At 63.7% G+C, this 18,778-nt stretch carries 15 protein-coding genes and 1 pseudogene; 11 read left to right on the forward strand and 5 right to left on the reverse strand.

The features are described 5' to 3' along the window. Nucleotides 1–81 precede the first annotated feature (81 nt). Both deoC and FJ934_RS26160 read right to left on the reverse strand, forming a co-directional pair. Nucleotides 82–1,125 carry a deoxyribose-phosphate aldolase gene (deoC, locus tag FJ934_RS26155; protein ID WP_140613304.1) on the reverse strand — a complete coding sequence of 348 codons (1,044 nt, stop codon included), beginning with the start codon at nt 1,123–1,125 and terminating at the stop codon, nt 82–84. Nucleotides 1,126–1,349: 224 nt separating this feature from the next. After that, a complete protein-coding gene (locus tag FJ934_RS26160) occupies nt 1,350–2,177 on the reverse strand; it encodes a ferredoxin--NADP reductase (protein WP_140613305.1) in 828 nt (275 codons plus the stop codon). A 219-nt stretch (nt 2,178–2,396) separates the two neighbouring features. On the opposite strand from FJ934_RS26160, the gene FJ934_RS26165 reads away from it, so the two are divergent. From FJ934_RS26165 to hpaR, 4 genes are all read left to right on the forward strand, one after another. Continuing rightward, nucleotides 2,397–4,481, forward strand: a complete 2,085-nt coding sequence (locus FJ934_RS26165) for a hydantoinase/oxoprolinase family protein (protein WP_140613306.1) — start codon at nt 2,397–2,399, stop codon at nt 4,479–4,481. 2 nt (nt 4,482–4,483) lie between these two features. Further along, nucleotides 4,484–6,241, forward strand: coding sequence for a hydantoinase B/oxoprolinase family protein (locus FJ934_RS26170; RefSeq protein WP_140613307.1), 1,758 nt, complete (start codon nt 4,484–4,486; stop codon nt 6,239–6,241). A 115-nt stretch (nt 6,242–6,356) separates the two neighbouring features. Next, complete coding sequence (locus FJ934_RS26175) at nt 6,357–7,472, forward strand: aminomethyltransferase family protein (RefSeq protein ID WP_246671644.1); 1,116 nt, start codon at nt 6,357–6,359, stop codon at nt 7,470–7,472. Between the two features lie 524 nt (nt 7,473–7,996). Continuing rightward, nucleotides 7,997–8,416, forward strand: coding sequence for a homoprotocatechuate degradation operon regulator HpaR (hpaR, locus tag FJ934_RS26180; protein ID WP_246671645.1), 420 nt, complete (start codon nt 7,997–7,999; stop codon nt 8,414–8,416). Between the two features lie 275 nt (nt 8,417–8,691). Here hpaR and FJ934_RS26185 read toward each other — a convergent pair. Together FJ934_RS26185 and FJ934_RS26190 are read right to left on the reverse strand one after the other, a co-directional pair. Next, nucleotides 8,692–9,183: pseudogene (locus FJ934_RS26185) on the reverse strand (flavin reductase); the annotation flags it as partial. Between the two features lie 6 nt (nt 9,184–9,189). After that, nucleotides 9,190–10,734 (reverse strand): 4-hydroxyphenylacetate 3-hydroxylase N-terminal domain-containing protein, encoded by a 1,545-nt coding sequence (locus FJ934_RS26190; protein ID WP_140613310.1) that lies wholly within the window; start codon nt 10,732–10,734, stop codon nt 9,190–9,192. Between the two features lie 93 nt (nt 10,735–10,827). Here FJ934_RS26190 and FJ934_RS26195 point away from each other — a divergent pair, with 93 nt between their 5' ends. Continuing rightward, a complete protein-coding gene (locus tag FJ934_RS26195) occupies nt 10,828–11,697 on the forward strand; it encodes a helix-turn-helix domain-containing protein (RefSeq protein WP_140613311.1) in 870 nt (289 codons plus the stop codon). A gap of 215 nt (nt 11,698–11,912) precedes the next feature. Here FJ934_RS26195 and FJ934_RS26200 read toward each other — a convergent pair whose 3' ends face one another. Continuing rightward, complete coding sequence (locus FJ934_RS26200; protein WP_140613312.1) at nt 11,913–12,539, reverse strand: FMN-binding negative transcriptional regulator; 627 nt, start codon at nt 12,537–12,539, stop codon at nt 11,913–11,915. Nucleotides 12,540–12,612: 73 nt separating this feature from the next. Here FJ934_RS26200 and FJ934_RS26205 point away from each other — a divergent pair, with 73 nt between their 5' ends. The 6 genes from FJ934_RS26205 to FJ934_RS26230 all read left to right on the forward strand — a co-directional run. Further along, nucleotides 12,613–14,070 (forward strand): PLP-dependent aminotransferase family protein, encoded by a 1,458-nt coding sequence (locus tag FJ934_RS26205; RefSeq protein WP_140613313.1) that lies wholly within the window; start codon nt 12,613–12,615, stop codon nt 14,068–14,070. A 148-nt stretch (nt 14,071–14,218) separates the two neighbouring features. Beyond that, entirely contained in the window at nt 14,219–15,427 is a 1,209-nt protein-coding gene (locus FJ934_RS26210) for an ABC transporter substrate-binding protein (protein WP_140613314.1), read from the forward strand. Then, the gene (locus FJ934_RS26215; protein WP_181165778.1) at nt 15,424–16,218 is read left to right on the forward strand and encodes an ABC transporter ATP-binding protein; all 795 of its coding nucleotides are present in this window, start codon (nt 15,424–15,426) and stop codon (nt 16,216–16,218) included. Before FJ934_RS26210 ends, FJ934_RS26215 begins: the two co-directional genes overlap by 4 nt. After that, nucleotides 16,211–16,921, forward strand: coding sequence for an ABC transporter ATP-binding protein (locus FJ934_RS26220; protein ID WP_140613315.1), 711 nt, complete (start codon nt 16,211–16,213; stop codon nt 16,919–16,921). The genes FJ934_RS26215 and FJ934_RS26220 overlap by 8 nt, the downstream gene beginning before the upstream one ends. Nucleotides 16,922–16,928: 7 nt before the next feature. Continuing rightward, complete coding sequence (locus FJ934_RS26225) at nt 16,929–17,816, forward strand: branched-chain amino acid ABC transporter permease (RefSeq protein ID WP_140613316.1); 888 nt, start codon at nt 16,929–16,931, stop codon at nt 17,814–17,816. 22 nt (nt 17,817–17,838) lie between these two features. Continuing rightward, nucleotides 17,839–18,778 (forward strand): branched-chain amino acid ABC transporter permease (locus FJ934_RS26230; protein WP_140613317.1); only part of this gene is annotated, 940 nt, incomplete at its 3' end.

The following is an 18,778-nucleotide window of genomic DNA, read 5'->3' on the forward strand; positions in this document are numbered from 1 at the left end:
CTCCCTCCTTGTGGGGGAGATGTCCGGCAGGACAGAGGGGGGCGCGAAGGAACTCCACGTTCAAAAACCCAGACCCTATTATCACGCCATCGCGTGGCGATGATTGGCCGAATAATGCCCGGTCAGGTGGTGCTCGAGCTGCCGCTCTATGTCGGTGAGCAGGCTCGATGCGCCGAAGCGGAACAGGTCGGGCTCCAGCCAAGGCCGGCCAAGTTCCTCCTTCATCAGCACCAGCCAGTCGAGCGACACCTTGGCGGTGGAAATGCCGCCGGCCGGCTTGAAGCCGATGAGATAGCCGGTTTCCTCGAAATAGGCCCGGATGGCGCGCACCATGGCAAGGCCGACGGGCAGCGTCGCGTTGACGCTTTCCTTGCCGGTCGAGGTCTTGATGAAATCGGCGCCCGCCATCATCGCCACCATCGAAGCCAGCATGACATTGCGCAGCGTGGCGAGGTCGCCGGTACCGAGAATGACCTTCAGATGCGCGTCGCCGCAGGCCGCGCGCATCGACACGATCTCGTTGTAAAGCTCCCGCCACTTCGCCCCGAACACCAGGCCGCGCGGAATGACGACGTCGATCTCATCGGCGCCGTCGCGCACCGAGGCCTCGATCTCCTGCAGCCGGGTCGAGAGCGGCGCCAGGCCGTGCGGGAAAGCGGTGGAGACGGCGGCAACGTGAATGCCGGTGCCGCGCACCGCATCCACGGCGGTGGCGACAAAGGGATGGTAGACGCAGACGGCAGCGGGACGGATGGTTTCGCCCGCAATGCCGAGGCCCTCGACGATGTCGCGGCGCAGCGGATTGATCGCCTTGGCGCAGAGCCGGCGCACGCGCTCCTCGGTGTCGTTGGAGTTCAGCGTCGTCAGATCCATGCAGGCAATCGCCCGCAGCAGCCAGGCGGCCTGGTTGTCGGCCTTGATCGAGCGCCGCTTGGTCAGGCTGGCGACGCGCCGCTCCAAGGCCGAGCGGTTGACGCTGCGCACCGATTCCATGAAGCCGAGATCGAGCTTCATTCCGGGGTTGCGCGCGATGCGGTCCAGCGGCACAGCCGTGTTCGCGGCGGCACGCGCGGGCAGCGGCGTGACCTTGCCGCCCAGGTCGGCTTCGCGGATTGTGCTGCTCATCTCCTGCCCTTTCATCCAGCGACATGCGCTTATGTCTTGGTGCGTGTCGTTGTCCCAAACCGCTCGATACGTTTGGGCGACACGCAGGAAGATAGCCCGCGAAGCCGCGCTTCACGAGTCCTCAAGCGAGGGATAGCCGAAAAAGGCTGCGAAAGCAGCTGATTTTTGACCGAAAGGTCAAAAGCAGATTCTTGCCAAGCAGTTTCTTGGAAGAAGCGCCGACCTCAGCCGACGAAGGCGCGCTCGACGACGAAACTCGCCGGATGGCTGAGCGAGCCTTCCTGAAAGCCGTGGCTTTCGGCCAGCTCCTTGACGTCCTTCAGCATGTGCATCGAGCCGCAGATCATGATGCGGTCGGTCTCGGGATTGAGCTTCTCGATGCCGAGATCGGAGTAGAACTTGCCCGAACCGATCAGAGCGGTGATGCGGCCCATGCGTGCCGATTCCTCGCGCGTCGTCGAATTGTAGAGCGTGACGCGGCCGGTGGTCAGTTCGCCGATCAGCGGGTCGCTTTCGAGTGCCGCCACCAGTTCCTGGCCGTAGGTGAGCTCGGCATTGTCGCGGCAGGTATGGGTCAGGATCAGTTGGTCGAATTTCTCGTAGGTGTCGGGGTCGCGCAGCAGGCTGGCGAAGGGCGCGATGCCGGTGCCGGTCGAGATCATGAACAGCCGCTTGGCCGGCGTCAGCGCGTCGACCACCAGCGTGCCGGTCGATTTCTGGCGCATGATGACGGTGTCGCCGACCTGGATCTTCTGCAGTTCCGAGGTCAACGGGCCATCCGGCACCTTGATGGAAAAGAATTCCAGTTCTTCGTCCCAGGCCGGGCTCGCCACCGAATAGGCGCGGAACACCGGCTTTTCGGCATTGGGCAGGCCGATCATGACGAACTCGCCGGAGCGGAAGCGCAGCGACTGCGGCCGGGTGATGCGGAACGAGAACAGCCGGTCGGTGTAATGCTTCACCGAGACGACCGTTTCGGCATAGACATTGGCCGGTATCGGGAACTGAAGCGGGCGGGCGCCGGCGGTGTTGAACGCGGAGGTGGTGTTCATCAAACCAACTTTCTGGCCCAGCCGGGAACGCGGGCGCCAAACCTTTTCCTGCGCGCCCGCACCGTTCAGGTCCCGGCGTGCTGCTCACACACTCCAAAGCGGTAAGCTCTTGTGTCCGGAATTTATTAGTATACAAACGATATTTGCGTCAAGATGGCGCCGTAAAACACCTTTCCAAACTGTGACATATCCGTAGTCCCAGCATTTCGGGTTTCGACAATGAAAGAGAATTTTTCGGTGCAACCGTCGGATTCCCTGGGCAGCGTCGTCGCCGGCATCGATGTTGGCGGAACGTTCACCGACCTGCTTCTGATCGACGGCAGGGACGGCGGCAAGGTCCATATCGCCAAGACGCCCACCACGGTCGACAATCAGGCTTTCGGCGTAGTTTCGGCGCTCGGCGCCACCGGCTTCCCGGTCGACGGCATCGACCTCATCGTGCATGGCACGACCACCACCACCAACGCGGTGCTGGAGCGCCGGCTGGCCAAGACCGGCATGATCACGACGCGCGGCTTTCGTGACGTCATCGAACTGGGCCGGCGCACGCGGCCTCAAGCCTATGGCATGACCGGCACATTTGTGCCGATCATCCCGCGCAATCTCAGGCTCGAAGTCTCCGAGCGCGTCGAAGCCTCCGGTGCCATACGCACCCCGCTCGACGAGGCCGGGATGCGCGAAGCGGTGAAGGCGCTGGTCGCCGCCGGCTGCGAATCCCTGGTCATCCATTTCTTGCACTCCTACGCCAACCCCGCCCATGAGCGGCGTGCCGCCGAAATCGCCGCCGAGCTTTGGCCGAACGGCTACATCACCACGGGCCACGCGCTGCTGTCGGAAGCACGCGAATTCGAGCGTGGTGTGACCGCCTCGGTCAACGCTTCGGTGCAGCCGATCCTCGAGCGCTATGTCGAGCGCCTGCGCAAGGAATTGGCCGATAAGGGCTATGCCCGCGACTTCCTGATCATGAACGGCAATGGCGGCATGATCTCGGCCCGCTTCGTCACACGTGAATCGGCCAAGACCGTCATGTCGGGCCCCGCCTCCGGCGTCATCGCCGCCGCCTATACGGGCAAGCGCGCCGGCTTCGAAAACCTCGTCACCTACGACATGGGCGGCACCTCGACCGATGTGGCGCTGATCCGCAACGCCGAGCCGGCTGTCTCGAACGAGATCGAGATCGAATATGCCATGCCCATCCACGTGCCGATGGTGGCGGTGCACACGGTCGGCGCCGGCGGAGGCTCGATCGCCCGCGTCGACGCGGCCGGGCTGATCCAGATCGGCCCGGAAAGCGCCGGCGCCAATCCCGGCCCGATCTGCTATGGGCGCGGCGGCACGGAGCCGACCATCACCGACGCCAATCTGGTGCTCGGCCGGCTGGCGCCGAAGAAGCTGCTCGCCGTCGACAATCCGGTCACATCAGAGCGCGTTACGGATAACTTCGCCAAAAAGATCGGCAAGGCGACCGGCCTGTCCGGCGTCGAGGCGGCCGGGGCGGTGCTCAGGTTAGGCAACATGAAGATGGCGGGCGCCATCCGCATGGTCTCGGTGTCGCGTGGCCATGACCCGCGCGACTTCGCGCTGTTCGCCTTCGGTGGCGCCGGGCCGCTGCATGCGACAGCGCTGGCGCGCGAACTTGGCCTGCCCCGCGTGCTGGTGCCGGCGCGGCCGGGCATCACCAACGCGCTCGGCTGCGTCGTCGCCGATCTACGCCACGACTTCGTCAACACCCTCAACCAGCCAGTGGCCATGCTCGACGAAGCCCAGCTTCATGCTGTCTTGGAACGGCACCGAAACGAAGGCGAGGAACTGATCGGCAAGGAAGCGGTGAAACCGGAGACGATCCGCGTCACCCATTCCGCCTACATGCAGTTCGTCGGCCAGACCCACATCATCAACGTGCCGTTGCCGTCTTCATCGGTGACCCGTCGGGAACTACAGGCGCTGTTCGAAAAAGCCTATTTCGCCCGTTTCAAGGTCGAACTGCCGGAGATCCGCGCCAACCTCGTCAACCTCAACACCTCGATCACCGGCGTGCGCCCGGCGATCGACCTGTCGCGGCTGATCGACCCGGCCGGGCGGGCAAAAACGCTCGACGAGGCGCGGCGCGAGATCAGGCCGGTCTGGTATGCCGGCCGCTGGCACGACACGCCGGTCTATGCGCGCGAAAGTCTGCCGCTCGACGCGGTAATGGAAGGCCCGGCGATCCTCGAACAGATGGACGCCACCACAGTGATCGAGCCCGGCGACCGCGCACACTCGGACACCGACGGCAACATCATCATCGACATCGGCGAGGCGTGACAATGTCAGCATTAAAAGGGGCAAAGCTCGACACCATCACGCTTTCGGTGCTCCAGGCAGCGCTGCAGCAGGTCTGCGACGAGATGGACCTGACCTTTTCCCGCGCCGCCTTCTCGCCTGTCATCGCCGAGGCCAATGACCGCTCCGACGGCATCTATTCTGCCGTCGATGGCTCGCTGATCGCGCAGGGCAGCCAAGGCCTGCCGGTCTTCGTCGGCGTCATGCAGTATTCGACGAGGACGGTGATCGAGATGATCGCCGATGGCCGCTGCCTGGCACCGGAGCCTGGCGACATCTACATCGTCAACGACCCCTATCTCGGCGGCACGCATCTGATGGACGTGCGCTTCGTCATGCCGGTCTACCGGGGCGAGCAAATCTTCTGCTGGCTGTCCAACACCGGCCATTGGCCTGATATTGGCGGCTCGGTGCCCGGCGGCTTCTCGGCTTCCGCCACCGCGGTCGAACAGGAAGGCCTGCGGTTGCCGCCGGTGAAACTGTTCAAGAAGGGCGTGCTCGATCCGGAGATCTACGCCATCATCTGCTCCAACATCCGTGTCGCCGACCAGCGCATCGGCGATATCAGGGCGCAGGCTGCCGCACTGCTGATCGGTCAGGACAGGCTCAACGGCATCCTCGATCGTTACGGTGACGAAACCGTCGTCGAAGCGATCGCCGAGTTGCGCCGCCGCGCCGCCGAGCAGATGCGCGCCAACATCGCGGCCATTCCCAACGGCACCTACCGCTCCCAGGCGTTTGTCGATTCCGACGGGGTGGTCAACGAGCCGCTGACCATCGCGCTCGCCGTCGAGAAAAAGGGCGACATGCTGACCTTCGATTTCGCGGGCTCGTCGAAGCCCTGCGCCGGACCGATGAACAGCGTGCTGGCGACGACCTTGTCCTCGGTCTATCTCGCCATGCGCCATATCTTCCCGGATGTGCCGATCAGCGCCGGCGCTTTCGAGCCGCTCATCGTCAAACGGCCTGAAGGCACGTTCCTCGACGCGAAATATCCCCGGCCCGTTTCGGGCTGCGCGGCGGAAGTCTCGCAGCGCATCGCCGAGGCAGTGTTCGCCGCCATGGTGCAGGCGCTCCCGGACAAGGTGACGGCCGCGCCCGCCGGCTCCAGCGGCAATTTCGCGCTCGGCGGCAACGACCCGGCGCGCGGCCGCGACTATGTCATGTACCAGATTTCAGGCGGTGGTTATGGCGGCAATTCAGGCCATGACGGCCTGACCAATGGCTGCTCGACCATCGGCATTTCCAAATCACCGCCGGTCGAGATCATGGAGCAGGCCTTTCCCGTGCTCTATCGCCACTACGCCTTGCGCGAAGGTTCGGGCGGCGCCGGCAAGCATCGCGGCGGCTTCGGCCTCGCCTATGAGGTCGAGATCCTGCGCGGCGACGCCCGCGCCTCCTTCGTCATGGACCATGGCCGCTTCGGCCCGCAGGGCGCGCTCGGCGGCAAGGATGGCGAGCCCAACAGCGTGACCGTGTTCCGCAATGGCGAGGAACATGTGCCCCCGCATTTGTCCAAGGAGCAGGACATACCCCTGAAGACCGGTGACCGCGTGCGCGTCGGCACGCCCGGCGGCGGCGGCTATGGCGACCCGCGTCAGCGCGATCCGGACGAGGTGCTGAAAGACGTCATGCTCGGCTACTACACGCTCCGGCAGGCGGCCGAGAAATTCGGCGTCGTGATTGCGCCGGACGGGCTGGCCGTCGACAGAGTGGCGACGGACAAAATGCGGGACAGCTGATCCACTGCAGGCAGACGCGAAGTTTGCGTCCCCGGGATCGACAAGGCATGTCGTTTCCGTCTCCGCCGGCAATGCAAAAGCTCGTATTTTCCATCGGCAAGCGATGGAGACTTTCTTGGCCGAGCGGCGATCCCCTTTCTACAGCAGCATCGTCGCGCTGGGCGCGACCATGGGCCGTGTCGGCGGCGATTTCATCTCGGCCAAATACTATTCCGGCATTGCCGATGAGCATCTGAACACCCGCGCCAATGTCGGCGTTCAGGATCTCAGCACCATGGGCAAGATGGACATCAGGGGTCCGGATGCCGAGGCGCTGGTCAACCATGTCATCGTCAACGATGCCGCGGCGATGAAGCCGGGCAATGTGCGTTACTCCACGGTCTGCCGCGAGGATGGCGGCATCATGGACGACCTCACCGTGTTCCGGCTGGGGCCGGAGCATTTCATGCTGGTGACCGGCTCGGTCAACCGACTGAAGATGCTGCCCTGGCTCCAGCATCATGCCCAGGGGCGTCAGGCCTATGTCACCGACATCACCGCGGCGGTTGCTTTCCCGACTATCCAGGGTCCGCGCTCGCGCGAACTCCTGAAGGCGCTGGTTTCGGATGCCGATTTGGACGGGCTCAAGCGCTGGGCGTTCACCTCCGGGCGCGTAGGCGAGACCAAGGTGCTGATCTCGCGCACCGGCGTGACCGGTGAACTCGGCTTCGAACTGTTCGTGCCGGCCGACGAGGCGGTCTCGGTCTGGGATGCTCTTATGAAGGCCGGCCGGGACTTTGGCCTCAAACCCTATGGCGTGCTGGCAATGTTCACACTCGGTTTGGAAAAGGCCTATCCGGCGCACGGCATCGACATGGATGAGACCCGCACGCCGTTCCATGTCGGCCTCGACCGCTGGATAAAATTCGACAAGGGCGATTTCATCGGCCGAGAAGCGCTGCTCAAGATCCGCGACAAGGGCCTCGACGAACGCTGGACCGGGCTGGTCATCGACGGCGACAAGCCCGCCGCGACGAACGCCCGAGTGCTGGCCGATGGCGACGACGCCGGAATGGTCACCTACAGCGACCACGGCTATTCGCTGGGCAAGGTGCTGGCGACCGCGCATCTGCGGTTGCCCTTCACTTCTGTCGGCACCGAACTCAGCATCGGCATCGACGGTAAACCGACCCGTGCGGTGGTGGCGCCGATGCCGTTCTTCGATCCGGAGGGGACAAGGCTGCGGGGTTAGAGCAATTCCAGGAAAAGTGTGAAACGGTTTTCCGTCCGGAATTGCGTCAAAACAAGCAGTTAGAGCAGTTCACCGTTTCTGTGAAACGGTGAACTGCTCTAACCCGGAAATCGTTTCGGGTTCCCTTCGGGTCCTGACATGGCCGTGGATTAAGCGTCACGGCAAATTACTAGTTGTGGCCACTGATCGGCGCTGCAGCGACTTGTCCCGGCCGAAGCCGGACTGCTTGACGCCGCCGAGCGGCACGGTGATGTCGGCGCCGCCTTGGCATTGAGATTGGCAGAATACTCGATGGAGAAATGAGGCACCGCGTCCCGTTCCCTGAATATTGCGTTGTTGTACTTAACGCGTTAATTACATGCGGTGCCGCCGAAGTCAAGTCTTGCATCGGGCTTGGCACGACGATACGGGATGACGGTGATGGGCGTGCGGGCCAGCGCTGCTGGCAAAGCTTGCCGCCGATCGCGAGTCAGCGCTGGAGAGAATTTCACTTGCTGCCGGAAAACACGCGTCGTTCCCTGCCGATGGCGCTGCTCCATGCCCGCGAAGCGGTGATGGCGCGGTTTCGCCCCATGCTCGCGGCGCATGACGTGACCGAACAGCAATGGCGCGTGCTGCGCGTGCTGAGCGAAGCCGGCCCGGTCGAGGCGACGGATCTCGCCGACCGCGCCTCGGTGCTGCCGCCCAGCCTGACCCGCATCATCAAGGCGCTCGAGGGCCGAAACTTCATCACCCGCAACAAGGCGGAAGGCGATGGCCGCCGCGTCATCCTGACCATCGCCCCGGCCGGCGCCGCCCTGATCGACGCCCTGTCACCCGAACGCCGCGTCATCTACGACGACATCGAACGGCGGTTCGGGCACGAGCGGCTGGAGCAGCTGCTGGACCTGCTGGAAAGCCTGATCAACGGCGAGAGCCGAACATTCGGGCGGCGCTCGCATTGATGCCTCCTGGCGCCTCGGAAAATGGCGAAAACTTCCGTCGCTTCGTCATCCTAGGGCGGAGCAAGGAGCGCAGCGACGCGGCGCAGACCCTAGGATCCATGCCGCGACTTCCGAACGCCGCTACCGTGCAGAATTCTGCGCCGTTGTACCCTCGACCAAGGTCGCGGCATGGATCCCAGGGTCTCCGCGACGCCGCTTCGCGGCTGCTCCGCCCAGGGATGACGAAGTTGGGAGGGCTTCGGCCAATGGTGCATCCGCCTCGACAGCGGTTGTTCACCCCCAAAACTCCCCAGCCGCGTCGGCTGTGTGTAGTTGCGGTCGACATAGAGCAGCGCCGAGCCGCCGCTGCCGTGCCGCACGTCGATGACGCGGCCGATCATGACGTTGTGCGTGCCGACGACATGCACATCCTCGATCTCGCAGTCGTCCGACAGTGCCGGTGTGCCCGACGTCAGCGTCTGCCAGCGTGCCGCCGAATAGCGCGCCTCCATGTCCCTGGTCGCGCCGGCGAACTTTCCCGCCAGATGCATGTGGTCATGGGTCAGCACGTTGACGCAGAAGCGCCGGTTGGCAAGGAACATGGCCGCCTGCGTCGAACGCCCGTTCATGCAGACCAGGAGCGTCGGCGGTTCGTCGGAAACGCTGCACATGGCGGTGGCGGTGAAGCCGCCGCGTCCGGCCGGCCCGTCGGTGGTGACGATGTTGACCGGCGCGCAGACCCTTGCCATGGCGTCGCGGAAATCGGCCTTCGAAATCTGCGTGGCCATTGGAGTTCATCCAGCCGTCGAAGCCAGGGGCGGGAGCCAGGTGTCGGCAGTCCAGCCATTCTCGTCATAGTCGGCCATGCAGGTATCGACGAGTTCCTCCATCGCCTTCAGCCGGCCGCCGCGTTCGGCGCCCTTCAGCACCTGCAGCCGCACCTCTTCCGGCGCGCCGGCGTAGTTGAGTTCGTAGAGCGCGTGCCGGCCGCCAAACTCGGTCCCTGTCGCGTCCCACAACAGCTTCATGATCTTGATGCGCTCGACATGGCCCATATCGTTGGAGCCCCGCACATATTGCGCGAGGTATCTGTCAATCTCTGGGTTGTTGAAATCGCGCACCGACGACGGCAGGTAGATCAGGCCGGAGGCGATCACCCGGCGCACCGTGTCGATGACGCGCGGATAGGCTTCCGACATGAAGGTACGGTAGGCCAATGCTGCTTCCAGATTGGGCAGCACGGCGCCGTTCGCGCACGGGATCGGGTTATAGGCCATGGCATTGGAAAAGCTCCAGAACATGTGCCTGAGAGCAATCACCTCGCCAAGTGCCGCCTGGTTGCCGCGGAAGGCATCGCCGCCGGTGGCGCGCAGCGCCTTGGCCAGCAGGCCGGCAAGGAAGTCGAGCTTGACGGCGAAGCGCGTGCAGCCCTGGAAGCAATAGCCATGCATGAAGCCGGATGCCGGATGGAACGACAGGATCTTCTGCGCGTCGCGCAGCACCAGCACGTCCTCCCAGGGGATGAAGACATTGTCGAGCACCAGGATCGCGTCGTTCTCGTCGAAGCGTGACGACAGCGGATAGTCGAAGGGCGCCGCCACCGTATTGGCCGTCTGCTCGTAGGAGACGCGGCAGAACATCTTTATCCCAGGCGCGTTCATCGGCACGATGAACATCACCGACAGCGACGGATCCTCGGTGACTGTCGCCGAACTCTGCGCCAGGAAATTGTAATGGGTCAGGGCCGAGGACGTCGCCACCACCTTGGCACCGGAAACGAGAATGCCGGCATCCGTCTCCTTGGTGATGTGGACGAAGACGTCCTTCACCTGTTCGGCCGGCTTGTGGCGGTCGATGGGAGGATTGACGATGGCATGGTTCATGAACGGCACGGCTTCCTGCGCGCGCTTGTGCCAGGACAGCGCATTGTCCTTGAACGGCCCGTACCAGTCGGCATTGGCGCCGAGCGTGTTCATCAGCGCCGCCTTGTAATCGGGAGTGCGGCCCATCCAGCCATAGGACATGCGCGACCATTCGGCGATCGCCGTCTGCTGGGCGGCGAGTTCGCCGGAAGATTTGGCAACGCGGAAATATCTGTGGGTGTAGCCGCCCGACCCGGTATCGGTGACCGAGGTCAGCGTGTCGCGCCGCTTGGCGTCATGCAGCGCATCGTAGAGCCGCGCCAGCGACCGCGCCGAATTGCGCATCGCCGGATGCGCGGTGACGTCGCCGATGCGTTCGCCGTTGATGTAGACCTCGCGGCCGTCGCGCAGGCTTTCCAGATATTCCGCCCCGGTAAACGGGCGCGCCCTGTCCGCACGAAAATCTTCTGACCGCATGATGCTCCTCCACTCGATATTGCAACCCTAGCGCCTTGGGCGTCGATCGGTTATGGACGGAACGGCAAAACCGATTGGACTTTTTCCGGCGTCATGAGCCAGAATTCCATTCCCGATTTCTTCGTCTATGGCGAGCCGGCGCGGCCGCTCGACGTCGGTTTCCTGCATGTCGAGACGGTACCTGCCCGCGGCAGCATTCATCTTGGCCAGGTCGCGGCTCACAAGCATCCGCAGATGGGTCAGATCACCTACTGGACCAGTGGCTCCGGCACCTATCGCATCGAGGACCGCTCCTGGGACTTTTCGGCGCCAGCCGTCAGCTTCGTGCCGAGCAATGTCGTGCATGGCTTCTCGATCGGGCCTGGCACCGACGCCATCGTCGTCTCGGTCGCCGACGATGCGCTCGCCGCCCTTGCCGCTCAAAGCCTGCTGCCGCTGGACCGGCCGGTCTTTACCGACAGTCTGCCGCAACATGCCGCATGGCAAAGACTGGCGGCGGTGCTGGAGATGATCGCGGCCGAATACGCCGAAGCGCAGGCCGGCAATGACAAGACTTTGCCGGCGCTGATCGCGGTCGCGCTCTCCCATATCGCGCGCCGCGCGCCGGCGATAGTTGCCGCTCCACCGTCCTCCGATGCATCACTGGCCTTTGGCCTGCGGCGGCTTGTCGATGCGCATTTCCGCGACAACTGGTCGGTCGACCGCTACGTCGTGAGCCTCGCCACGACACCGCATCTCCTCGACAAGGCCAGCCGTGCGGTGCTGGGTGCCGGCGTCAAGCGCACCGTCAGCGAGCGGCGGCTGCTGGAGGCCAAGCGGCTGCTGCTGTTCACCGTGCGTACGGTCGAGGACATCGCCTACGAGATCGGCTTCGACGATCCGGCCTATTTCTCGCGCTTCTTTCGCGAACGGGTAGGCGAGGCGCCCGCCGCCTGGCGCCGGCGACAGTTGGAAGCGCATTGAGTCCGCGCTGGCTGGCGGATACGGGCGCGGGCCCCGCATCCTGTTTCCGGCTAGCGTGCGGCGAGAAGCCAAACCCGTGCGCCGCATTTTTTCCGCACGATCAGCACCGGCTCCGCCTTCGATGCCTCCGCCTATGCCTCAACGAAAGTGATGACCGGCGTGCGGTGTAGCGGCCGCGACCAGCCGCCAATGAGTGACGAGGGGGAGGCGCAGCTTCACGAGATCGGGATGAGCTCCGAAACGATGTGGTCGGTTGCCCGGCTGCTTGCGGCAAGTCCCTCTTTCACGCCCTTGCGGTCGGCTTCCGGGCGATTTTGGCTCATCTTGCGTTTTCCCTGCAGGGAAACGATCGGCATGCGGATGCCGACAATGCCGCGCAGTTGGGCATTGATATAGGCTTCCGGTGCGTCGGTCGGCGCCCAGGGTGCCCGGCGGCCGCTTTCATGAAGCGCGGTGAGCCGGCTTACGACATCGCGCAGCCGCTCGGTATCGCTGAAGAACTCGACGGGTCCGCTGGCTTGGACAGCCGTGTAGTTCCAGGTGGGCACGACCTTTCCATGTTCAGCCTTGGATGCATACCAGGAGGGCGTCACATAAGCGTCCGGACCCATGAAAACGGCCAATCCAAGACCGATGACGGCAGCTTGCCACTGGGGGTTCGCCCGCGCCAGATGCGCATAGAGAACGCCTCTTTCTCCCTCGCTCTCGTCAAGAAACATCGGCAGCGGAGTGGCCATGGGACCGTCGGATGTCGCCGTGATGAAGCTTGCCAGGCGACATTGCCGCATCATGTCGTAAATCTCGGCCGCGTCGGCCACTGTGAAGGCGGTTGGGGTGTACATTCACGCTCCTTGATTTGAACGCATCATTCCACTCAACTGGTCCAAAATATGCAGCCAGTTCGGGAGAGTTTCATTGGGCCACTTTGAACAGCGACCGCGCGGAACGGGCGTCACCCGCCGCATCTATCTCTCCCTGCGCGAGCAGATCGAATCCGGCATCTACAAGGCCGGAGCGAAGCTTCCGTCCAGCCGCTCGCTGGCCGAGGAGCTTGGCGTGTCGAGGACGACGGTAACCGCGGCTTTCGATCAGCTGATTTCAGAAGGCTATGTCCAGGTCCGGCAGGGGTCGAAAGCCACCGTGGCCTCCACCGGAGGCCCCTCCCGCGTCTGTCGACCCCAGCTGGAGCCGAAGGCAACCCCTAAGCTTTCCGATTATGCAAGACGTGTCATGGCGTTGCCTTCGCACACCAGTGCCGGGCTGGCGCCACTGAAACACGACTTCCGCTATGGCGATATCGCATCGGCGGATTTTCCAAAACTCCTCTGGCGGAGAGCCTTGAACACAGCCTTTCTGACCTATCGCGAACGCCTGGCTTATGAGCATCCCGCAGGCAATCCACGACTCCGCCAAGCCTTGGAAGGCTATCTCTGGCGAGCGCGCGGCATAAGGTGCGAGGCGGCGCGGATCATCATCGTCAGCGGGTCCCAGCAGGCTCTGGATCTGTGTGCGAGGGTGCTCGTCAATCCGGGAGACAGCGTCGTCGTCGAGGACCCATGTTACGCGATGGCTCGAAACGTCATGCTTGCCATAGGCGCCAAACCTGTCGAGCTTGCCTGCGACAATGACGGGATGGACACCACGCGGCTTCCCGATCCAGCCCGGATCGCGCTTGCCTACGTGACTCCAAGCCATCAGTTTCCGCTGGGAGGTGTTCTGTCGGTCGGCCGCCGCCAGACCTTGATCGAATGGGCCAGTCTGGGAAACGCCTACGTTATCGAGGACCACTATGATGGCGAGTACCGCTATGACGTCAGCCCGATCCCGCCTCTGTATCTGTCGGGTCAGGACAAGGTCGTCTATGTCGGCACCGTGTCCAAGACGCTGTCTCCGACACTCCGGCTGGGATACATGGTTGTTCCCGGCCCACTGGTCGACCTCCTCATCCTGTGCAAGCAAATTGCCGACCGCCACAGTTCGGGGTTCGAGCAGGACGCTCTCGCGACCATGATCGAGACAGGCGCGTATGAGCGCCATGTGCGCAGGATGAGGAGACGCAATGCCGAAAGGCGAACCGCTTTCCTCAACGCGATGCGGGAAGCATTCGGCGGCGAGATCGAAATCGTCGGAACATCGGCGGGCCTTCACGTCGTGGTCTGGTTCAACAGCCTGCGGTCCGATGAGGAGGAGCTTTTCGCTGAGGCGGCCCGGAAAAATGATGTCGGAATTTATCCGGTCTCCCGGCTGTTCGCGGCCAAGGGCGACCCGCGCGCCGGCTTCATTTTTGGATACGCCTCGATGGCCGTCGAGGCGATCGACAAGGGCGTGGCCAAACTGTTCGAGGTTTTCCAGTCGAAGACGTTCCACGCATGAGGAAGCGAGAAAGGCTTGCGGCCGATCGAAAAATGAAATCCGCAACGGCCCCTTGCCGTTCATCCCCATTTTCCTCATGTTCAGAGTGCTTGCAGATGATCGATCGTTGGGGGGCGGCCGGATTCATCGTAATGGGAGGAAGTCGACTATGAAGGCATGCTATTTCGTTTCTGCCGCGCTTCTTGCCGCGGTGTCAATTCCCGCCGCGGCCGCCGAAATTTCCGATGGCAAGGTCAAGATCGGCATCCTCAACGACCAGTCCGGCGTCTATGCCGATTTTGGCGGCAAATGGTCGGTCGAAGCGGCCAAGATGGCGGTCGAGGATTTCGGCGGCAAGGTCCAGGGAGCGCCGATCGAGATCATCAGCGCCGATCACCAGAACAAGCCGGATATCGCCTCCAATATCGCACGGCAGTGGTACGACACCGAACAGGTCGACGCCATCATGGAGCTGACGACCTCTTCGGTCGCGCTCGCCGTCCAGGGGATTTCCAAGGAAAAGAAGAAGATCGACATCGTTACCGGTGCCGCGACCACGGACCTGACCGGCAAGCAGTGCTCGCCCTATGGTTTCCACTGGGCCTATGACACCCACTCGCAGGCGGTGGGAACCGGCGGTTCGCTGGTGCAGCAGGGCGGCGACAGCTGGTTCTTCCTCACCGTCGACTATGCGTTCGGCTATTCGCTGAAGGAGCAGACCGCCAAGTTCGTCGAGAGCCACGGCGGCAAGGTGCTGGGCGAGGTGCGTTATCCCCTCGGCTCGACCGACTATTCATCCTTCCTGCTGCAGGCGCAATCGTCCGGCGCCAAGGTCATCGGGCTGGCCAATGCCGGCCTGGACACCTCCAATTCCATCAAGCAGGCGGCCGAATTCGGCATCGTCCAGGGCGGCCAGCGTCTTGCAGCCCTTCTGTTCACGCTGGCCGAGGTGCATGGGCTGGGCCTGCAGGCGGCGCAAGGCGTCGTGCTGACCGAGGGCTTCTACTGGGATCGCGACGACAAGAGCCGCGAATTCGCACAGCGCTTTTTCAAACGCACCAACCGCATGCCGAACATGATCCAGGCCGCGACCTATTCGGCGGTGACGCAGTACCTGAAGGCGATCGACAAGGCCGGCACCGACGAGACCGAGGCCGTCGCCAAGCAATTGCATTCGATGCCGGTGAACGACGTCTTTACCGCCAACGGCAAGGTCCAGTCCGACGGCAACATGGTCCACGACATGTATCTCTACCAGGTCAAGTCGCCCAGCGAGAGCACCAAGGATTGGGACTATTACAAATATCTCGCCACCATTCCCGGCAATGAGGCCTTCCTGAGCGAGAAGGAAAGCGGCTGCCCGACGGCGGCCCAGTGACCGGCGCGGCCACGGTGCCGCCCGATCTGACCACGGATGAGCCGCGGGTGGTGTTGTCCGCCCGCGGGCTGCGACGCGACTTCGCCGGCTTCGTCGCCGTCAGGAATGTCGACCTCGATGTCCGCCACCGCAACATCCATGCCTTGATCGGACCCAACGGAGCCGGCAAGACGACCGTTTTCAACCTGCTCACCAAGTTCCTGGCGCCGACCAGCGGCAGGATCGAACTGCTCGGTCACGACATCACCCGCACGCCGCCGGCGAAAGTCGCGCGCATGGGGCTGGTGCGCTCGTTCCAGATATCGGCGATCTTCCCGCACCTCAGCGTGCTCGACAATGTGCGTGTCGCGCTGCAGCGGCCGGCCGGGCTCGGCGTGCAGTTCTGGCGCTCGCTGGCGGCGCTCGACCGGTTGACGCCACGCGCGGTCGAATTGCTGCGCTCGGTCGGTCTCGACGATGCCAGGAACAGGCTGGCCGGCGATCTTTCCTATGGCAGGAAACGCGTGCTCGAAATCGCCACCACCCTGGCGCTCGACCCGAAAGTGCTGCTTCTGGACGAGCCGATGGCCGGCATGGGGCATGAGGACGTGGCCACGGTTTCCACCATCATTCGTTCCGTGGCGAGCGAGCGTGCCATCCTGATGGTCGAGCACAATCTGACTGTCGTGGCCGATCTCTGCGACTGGATAACGGTCATGCAGCGCGGCGAAGTGCTGGCGGCCGGCGACTACGCCACAGTCAGCCGCGACGAACGGGTGCGGGTCGCCTATATGGGGACGGCCGATGACTAGCGCCGCGCCCCTGCTCGCGGTTCGCGGCCTCAACGCCTGGTATGGCGAGAGCCACGCGCTTCACGGCGTTGATATCGAGGTATTTCGCGGCGAGACGGTCACATTGCTGGGCCGCAACGGCGTCGGCAAGACCACGACCCTGCGCGCCATCATGGGGCTGATCCGCCGGCGGACGGGCCAGGTCGTCTTCGACGGCGCGGACCTGATGCGGCTGCCGCTGCACCGCACCGCCCATCAAGGCATCGGCTTCGTGCCGGAAGAGCGCGGCATCTTCGCGACATTGACGGTGGACGAGAACCTGGTGCTGCCGCCGGTCGTCGCCCAGGGTGGCATGAGCGTTGAGGAGATATTCGATCTCTTTCCCAATCTGAAGGAGCGGCGCAACACGTCCGGCACCAGGCTGTCGGGCGGCGAACAGCAGATGCTGGCGATAGCGCGCATGCTGCGGACCGGCGTCAAGATGCTGCTTCTCGACGAGCCGACCGAAGGCCTGGCTCCGGTGATCGTGCAGCGCATCGGCGAGCTGCTGGTGACGATGAAGAGCCGGGGCATGACGATCCTGCTGGTCGAGCAGAATTTCCGCTTCGCCAGCCGCGTCGCCGACCGCTTCTACCTGATGGAGCACGGAAAGGTCGTGGCCGGATTTCCGGTCGGCGAACTGGCCGGCCGCATGACGCTGCTCCACGAAATTCTGGGTGTATGATAGCGCCATGACGATGATCTTCGGCATCCCCGTCCAGGCATTCCTCGGCCAGTTGCTGGTCGGACTGATCAACGGCTCGTTCTACGCCATGCTGAGCCTGGGTCTGGCCGTCATTTTCGGCCTGCTGCGCGTCATCAATTTCGCCCATGGCGCCCAGTATATGCTCGGCGCCTTCATCGGCTATCTGCTGCTCACGCGTCTCGGCATCGGCTATTGGCCCGCGCTCGTCCTTGCGCCGTTGATCGTCGGCCTGTTCGGCATCGTGGTCGAGCGCTTGGCGCTGTCGCGGCTTTACGATACCGATCCGCTCTATGGCCTGCTCTTCACCTTCGGTCTCGCGCTCGTGATCGAGGGCATCTTCCGCTACTATTACGGCGTGTCGGGAAATCCCTACGCCGTGCCGCCGCTGCTTTCGGGAGGCACCAATCTCGGCTTCATGTTCCTGCCCAACTATCGCGGCTGGGTCGTGGTCGCCTCGCTGATCGTCTGCTTCGGAACCTGGGCGCTGATCGAGAAGACCAGGCTCGGCTCCTATCTGCGCGCCGCGACCGAAAATCCGCGTCTCGTCCAGGCCTTCGGCGTCAATGTGCCGCTGCTGCTGACGCTTACCTACGGCCTGGGCTCGGCCCTGGCCGGGCTAGCCGGGATTCTGGCCGCGCCGATCTATCAGGTCAGCCCGCTGATGGGGTCGGATCTCATCATCGTCGTCTTCGCTGTCGTCGTGGTCGGCGGCATGGGGTCGATCCTCGGCGCGATCGTCACCGGCTACATGCTCGGCCTCGCCGAAGGCCTGACCAAGGTCTTCTACCCCGAAGCCTCCAACCTGGTGGTCTTCATCATCATGGCCATCGTGCTCCTGGTGCGGCCGGCCGGCCTGTTTGGAAGGGACGCCTGACATGGCGGAAGGGACGTCTGACATGGCCGACCTGACGCTTCGCGAAACGGCCGCCAGAACCCCGGCATGGCTTGAATGGACGCTGGTCGGGCTCGGCATCCTGGCGCTGCTGGCGGCACCCTTCTTCGTCTACCCGATCTTCCTGATGAAGATGCTGTGTTTCGCGCTGTTCGCCTGCGCGTTTAACCTCCTGCTCGGCTATACCGGGCTCCTGTCCTTCGGCCACGCCACCTTCTTCGGCGGCGCCGCCTACTTCACCGCGCATGCGGTCAAGGTGTGGGGCTGGCCGCCGGAAGCGGGTATCCTGCTCGGCATGGCGGGCGCGGCCCTGCTCGGCCTCGTCATGGGTTTTTTCGCCATTCGCCGGCAAGGCATCTATTTCGCCATGATCACGCTGGCCCTGTCGCAGATGTTCTTCTTCTTCTGCGTCCAGGCGCCCTTCACCCAGGGCGAGGACGGCGTTCAGGGCCTGCCGCGCGGCACCCTGCTTGGTTTCCTCGACCTGAACGTTCCGTTGAACATCTACTATTTCGTGCTGGCGGTGTTCCTGATCGGCGTCTTCGCCATCTGGCGCATCGTCAATTCGCCCTTCGGCATGATCCTGCGCTCGATCCGCGAAAACGAGAATCGCGCCATTTCGCTGGGCTATTCGGTCGCCAACTACAAGCTCGCCGCCTTCGTCATGTCGGCGGCGCTGGCCGGGCTGGCCGGCGCGGTCAAGGCCATCGTTTTCCAGTTCGCCACGCTCACCGACGTCACCTGGCAGATGTCGGGCGAAGTGATCCTGATGACGCTCCTCGGCGGCATCGGCACGATGGTCGGCCCGATCATCGGCGCCAGCCTCGTCGTCGGCCTGGAAAACACGCTGGCCACCTCCGGCTTCCCGGTCACCATCGCCACCGGGCTGATCTTCATGGTCTGCGTGCTGGTGTTTCGGCGAGGGATTGTGGGGGAGGTTTATG

This window comes from Mesorhizobium sp. B2-4-12 (genome assembly GCF_006441575.1).
Classification (GTDB): domain Bacteria; phylum Pseudomonadota; class Alphaproteobacteria; order Rhizobiales; family Rhizobiaceae; genus Mesorhizobium.

Excerpts from the sequence above, each read along its gene's own strand:
- FJ934_RS26165 (WP_140613306.1), top strand. The coding sequence starts at position 2,397 with ATGAAAGAGAATTTTTCGGTGCAACCGTCGGATTCCCTGGGCAGCGTC.
- hpaR (WP_246671645.1), top strand. The coding sequence starts at position 7,997 with ATGGCGCTGCTCCATGCCCGCGAAGCGGTGATGGCGCGGTTTCGCCCC.
- FJ934_RS26195 (WP_140613311.1), top strand. The coding sequence starts at position 10,828 with ATGAGCCAGAATTCCATTCCCGATTTCTTCGTCTATGGCGAGCCGGCG.
- FJ934_RS26200 (WP_140613312.1), bottom strand. The coding sequence starts at position 12,539 with ATGTACACCCCAACCGCCTTCACAGTGGCCGACGCGGCCGAGATTTAC.
- FJ934_RS26220 (WP_140613315.1), top strand. The coding sequence starts at position 16,211 with ATGACTAGCGCCGCGCCCCTGCTCGCGGTTCGCGGCCTCAACGCCTGG.
- FJ934_RS26170 (WP_140613307.1), top strand. The coding sequence starts at position 4,484 with ATGTCAGCATTAAAAGGGGCAAAGCTCGACACCATCACGCTTTCGGTG.
- FJ934_RS26190 (WP_140613310.1), bottom strand. The coding sequence starts at position 10,734 with ATGCGGTCAGAAGATTTTCGTGCGGACAGGGCGCGCCCGTTTACCGGG.
- FJ934_RS26210 (WP_140613314.1), top strand. The coding sequence starts at position 14,219 with ATGAAGGCATGCTATTTCGTTTCTGCCGCGCTTCTTGCCGCGGTGTCA.
- FJ934_RS26225 (WP_140613316.1), top strand. The coding sequence starts at position 16,929 with ATGACGATGATCTTCGGCATCCCCGTCCAGGCATTCCTCGGCCAGTTG.
- deoC (WP_140613304.1), bottom strand. The coding sequence starts at position 1,125 with ATGAGCAGCACAATCCGCGAAGCCGACCTGGGCGGCAAGGTCACGCCG.
- FJ934_RS26160 (WP_140613305.1), bottom strand. The coding sequence starts at position 2,177 with ATGAACACCACCTCCGCGTTCAACACCGCCGGCGCCCGCCCGCTTCAG.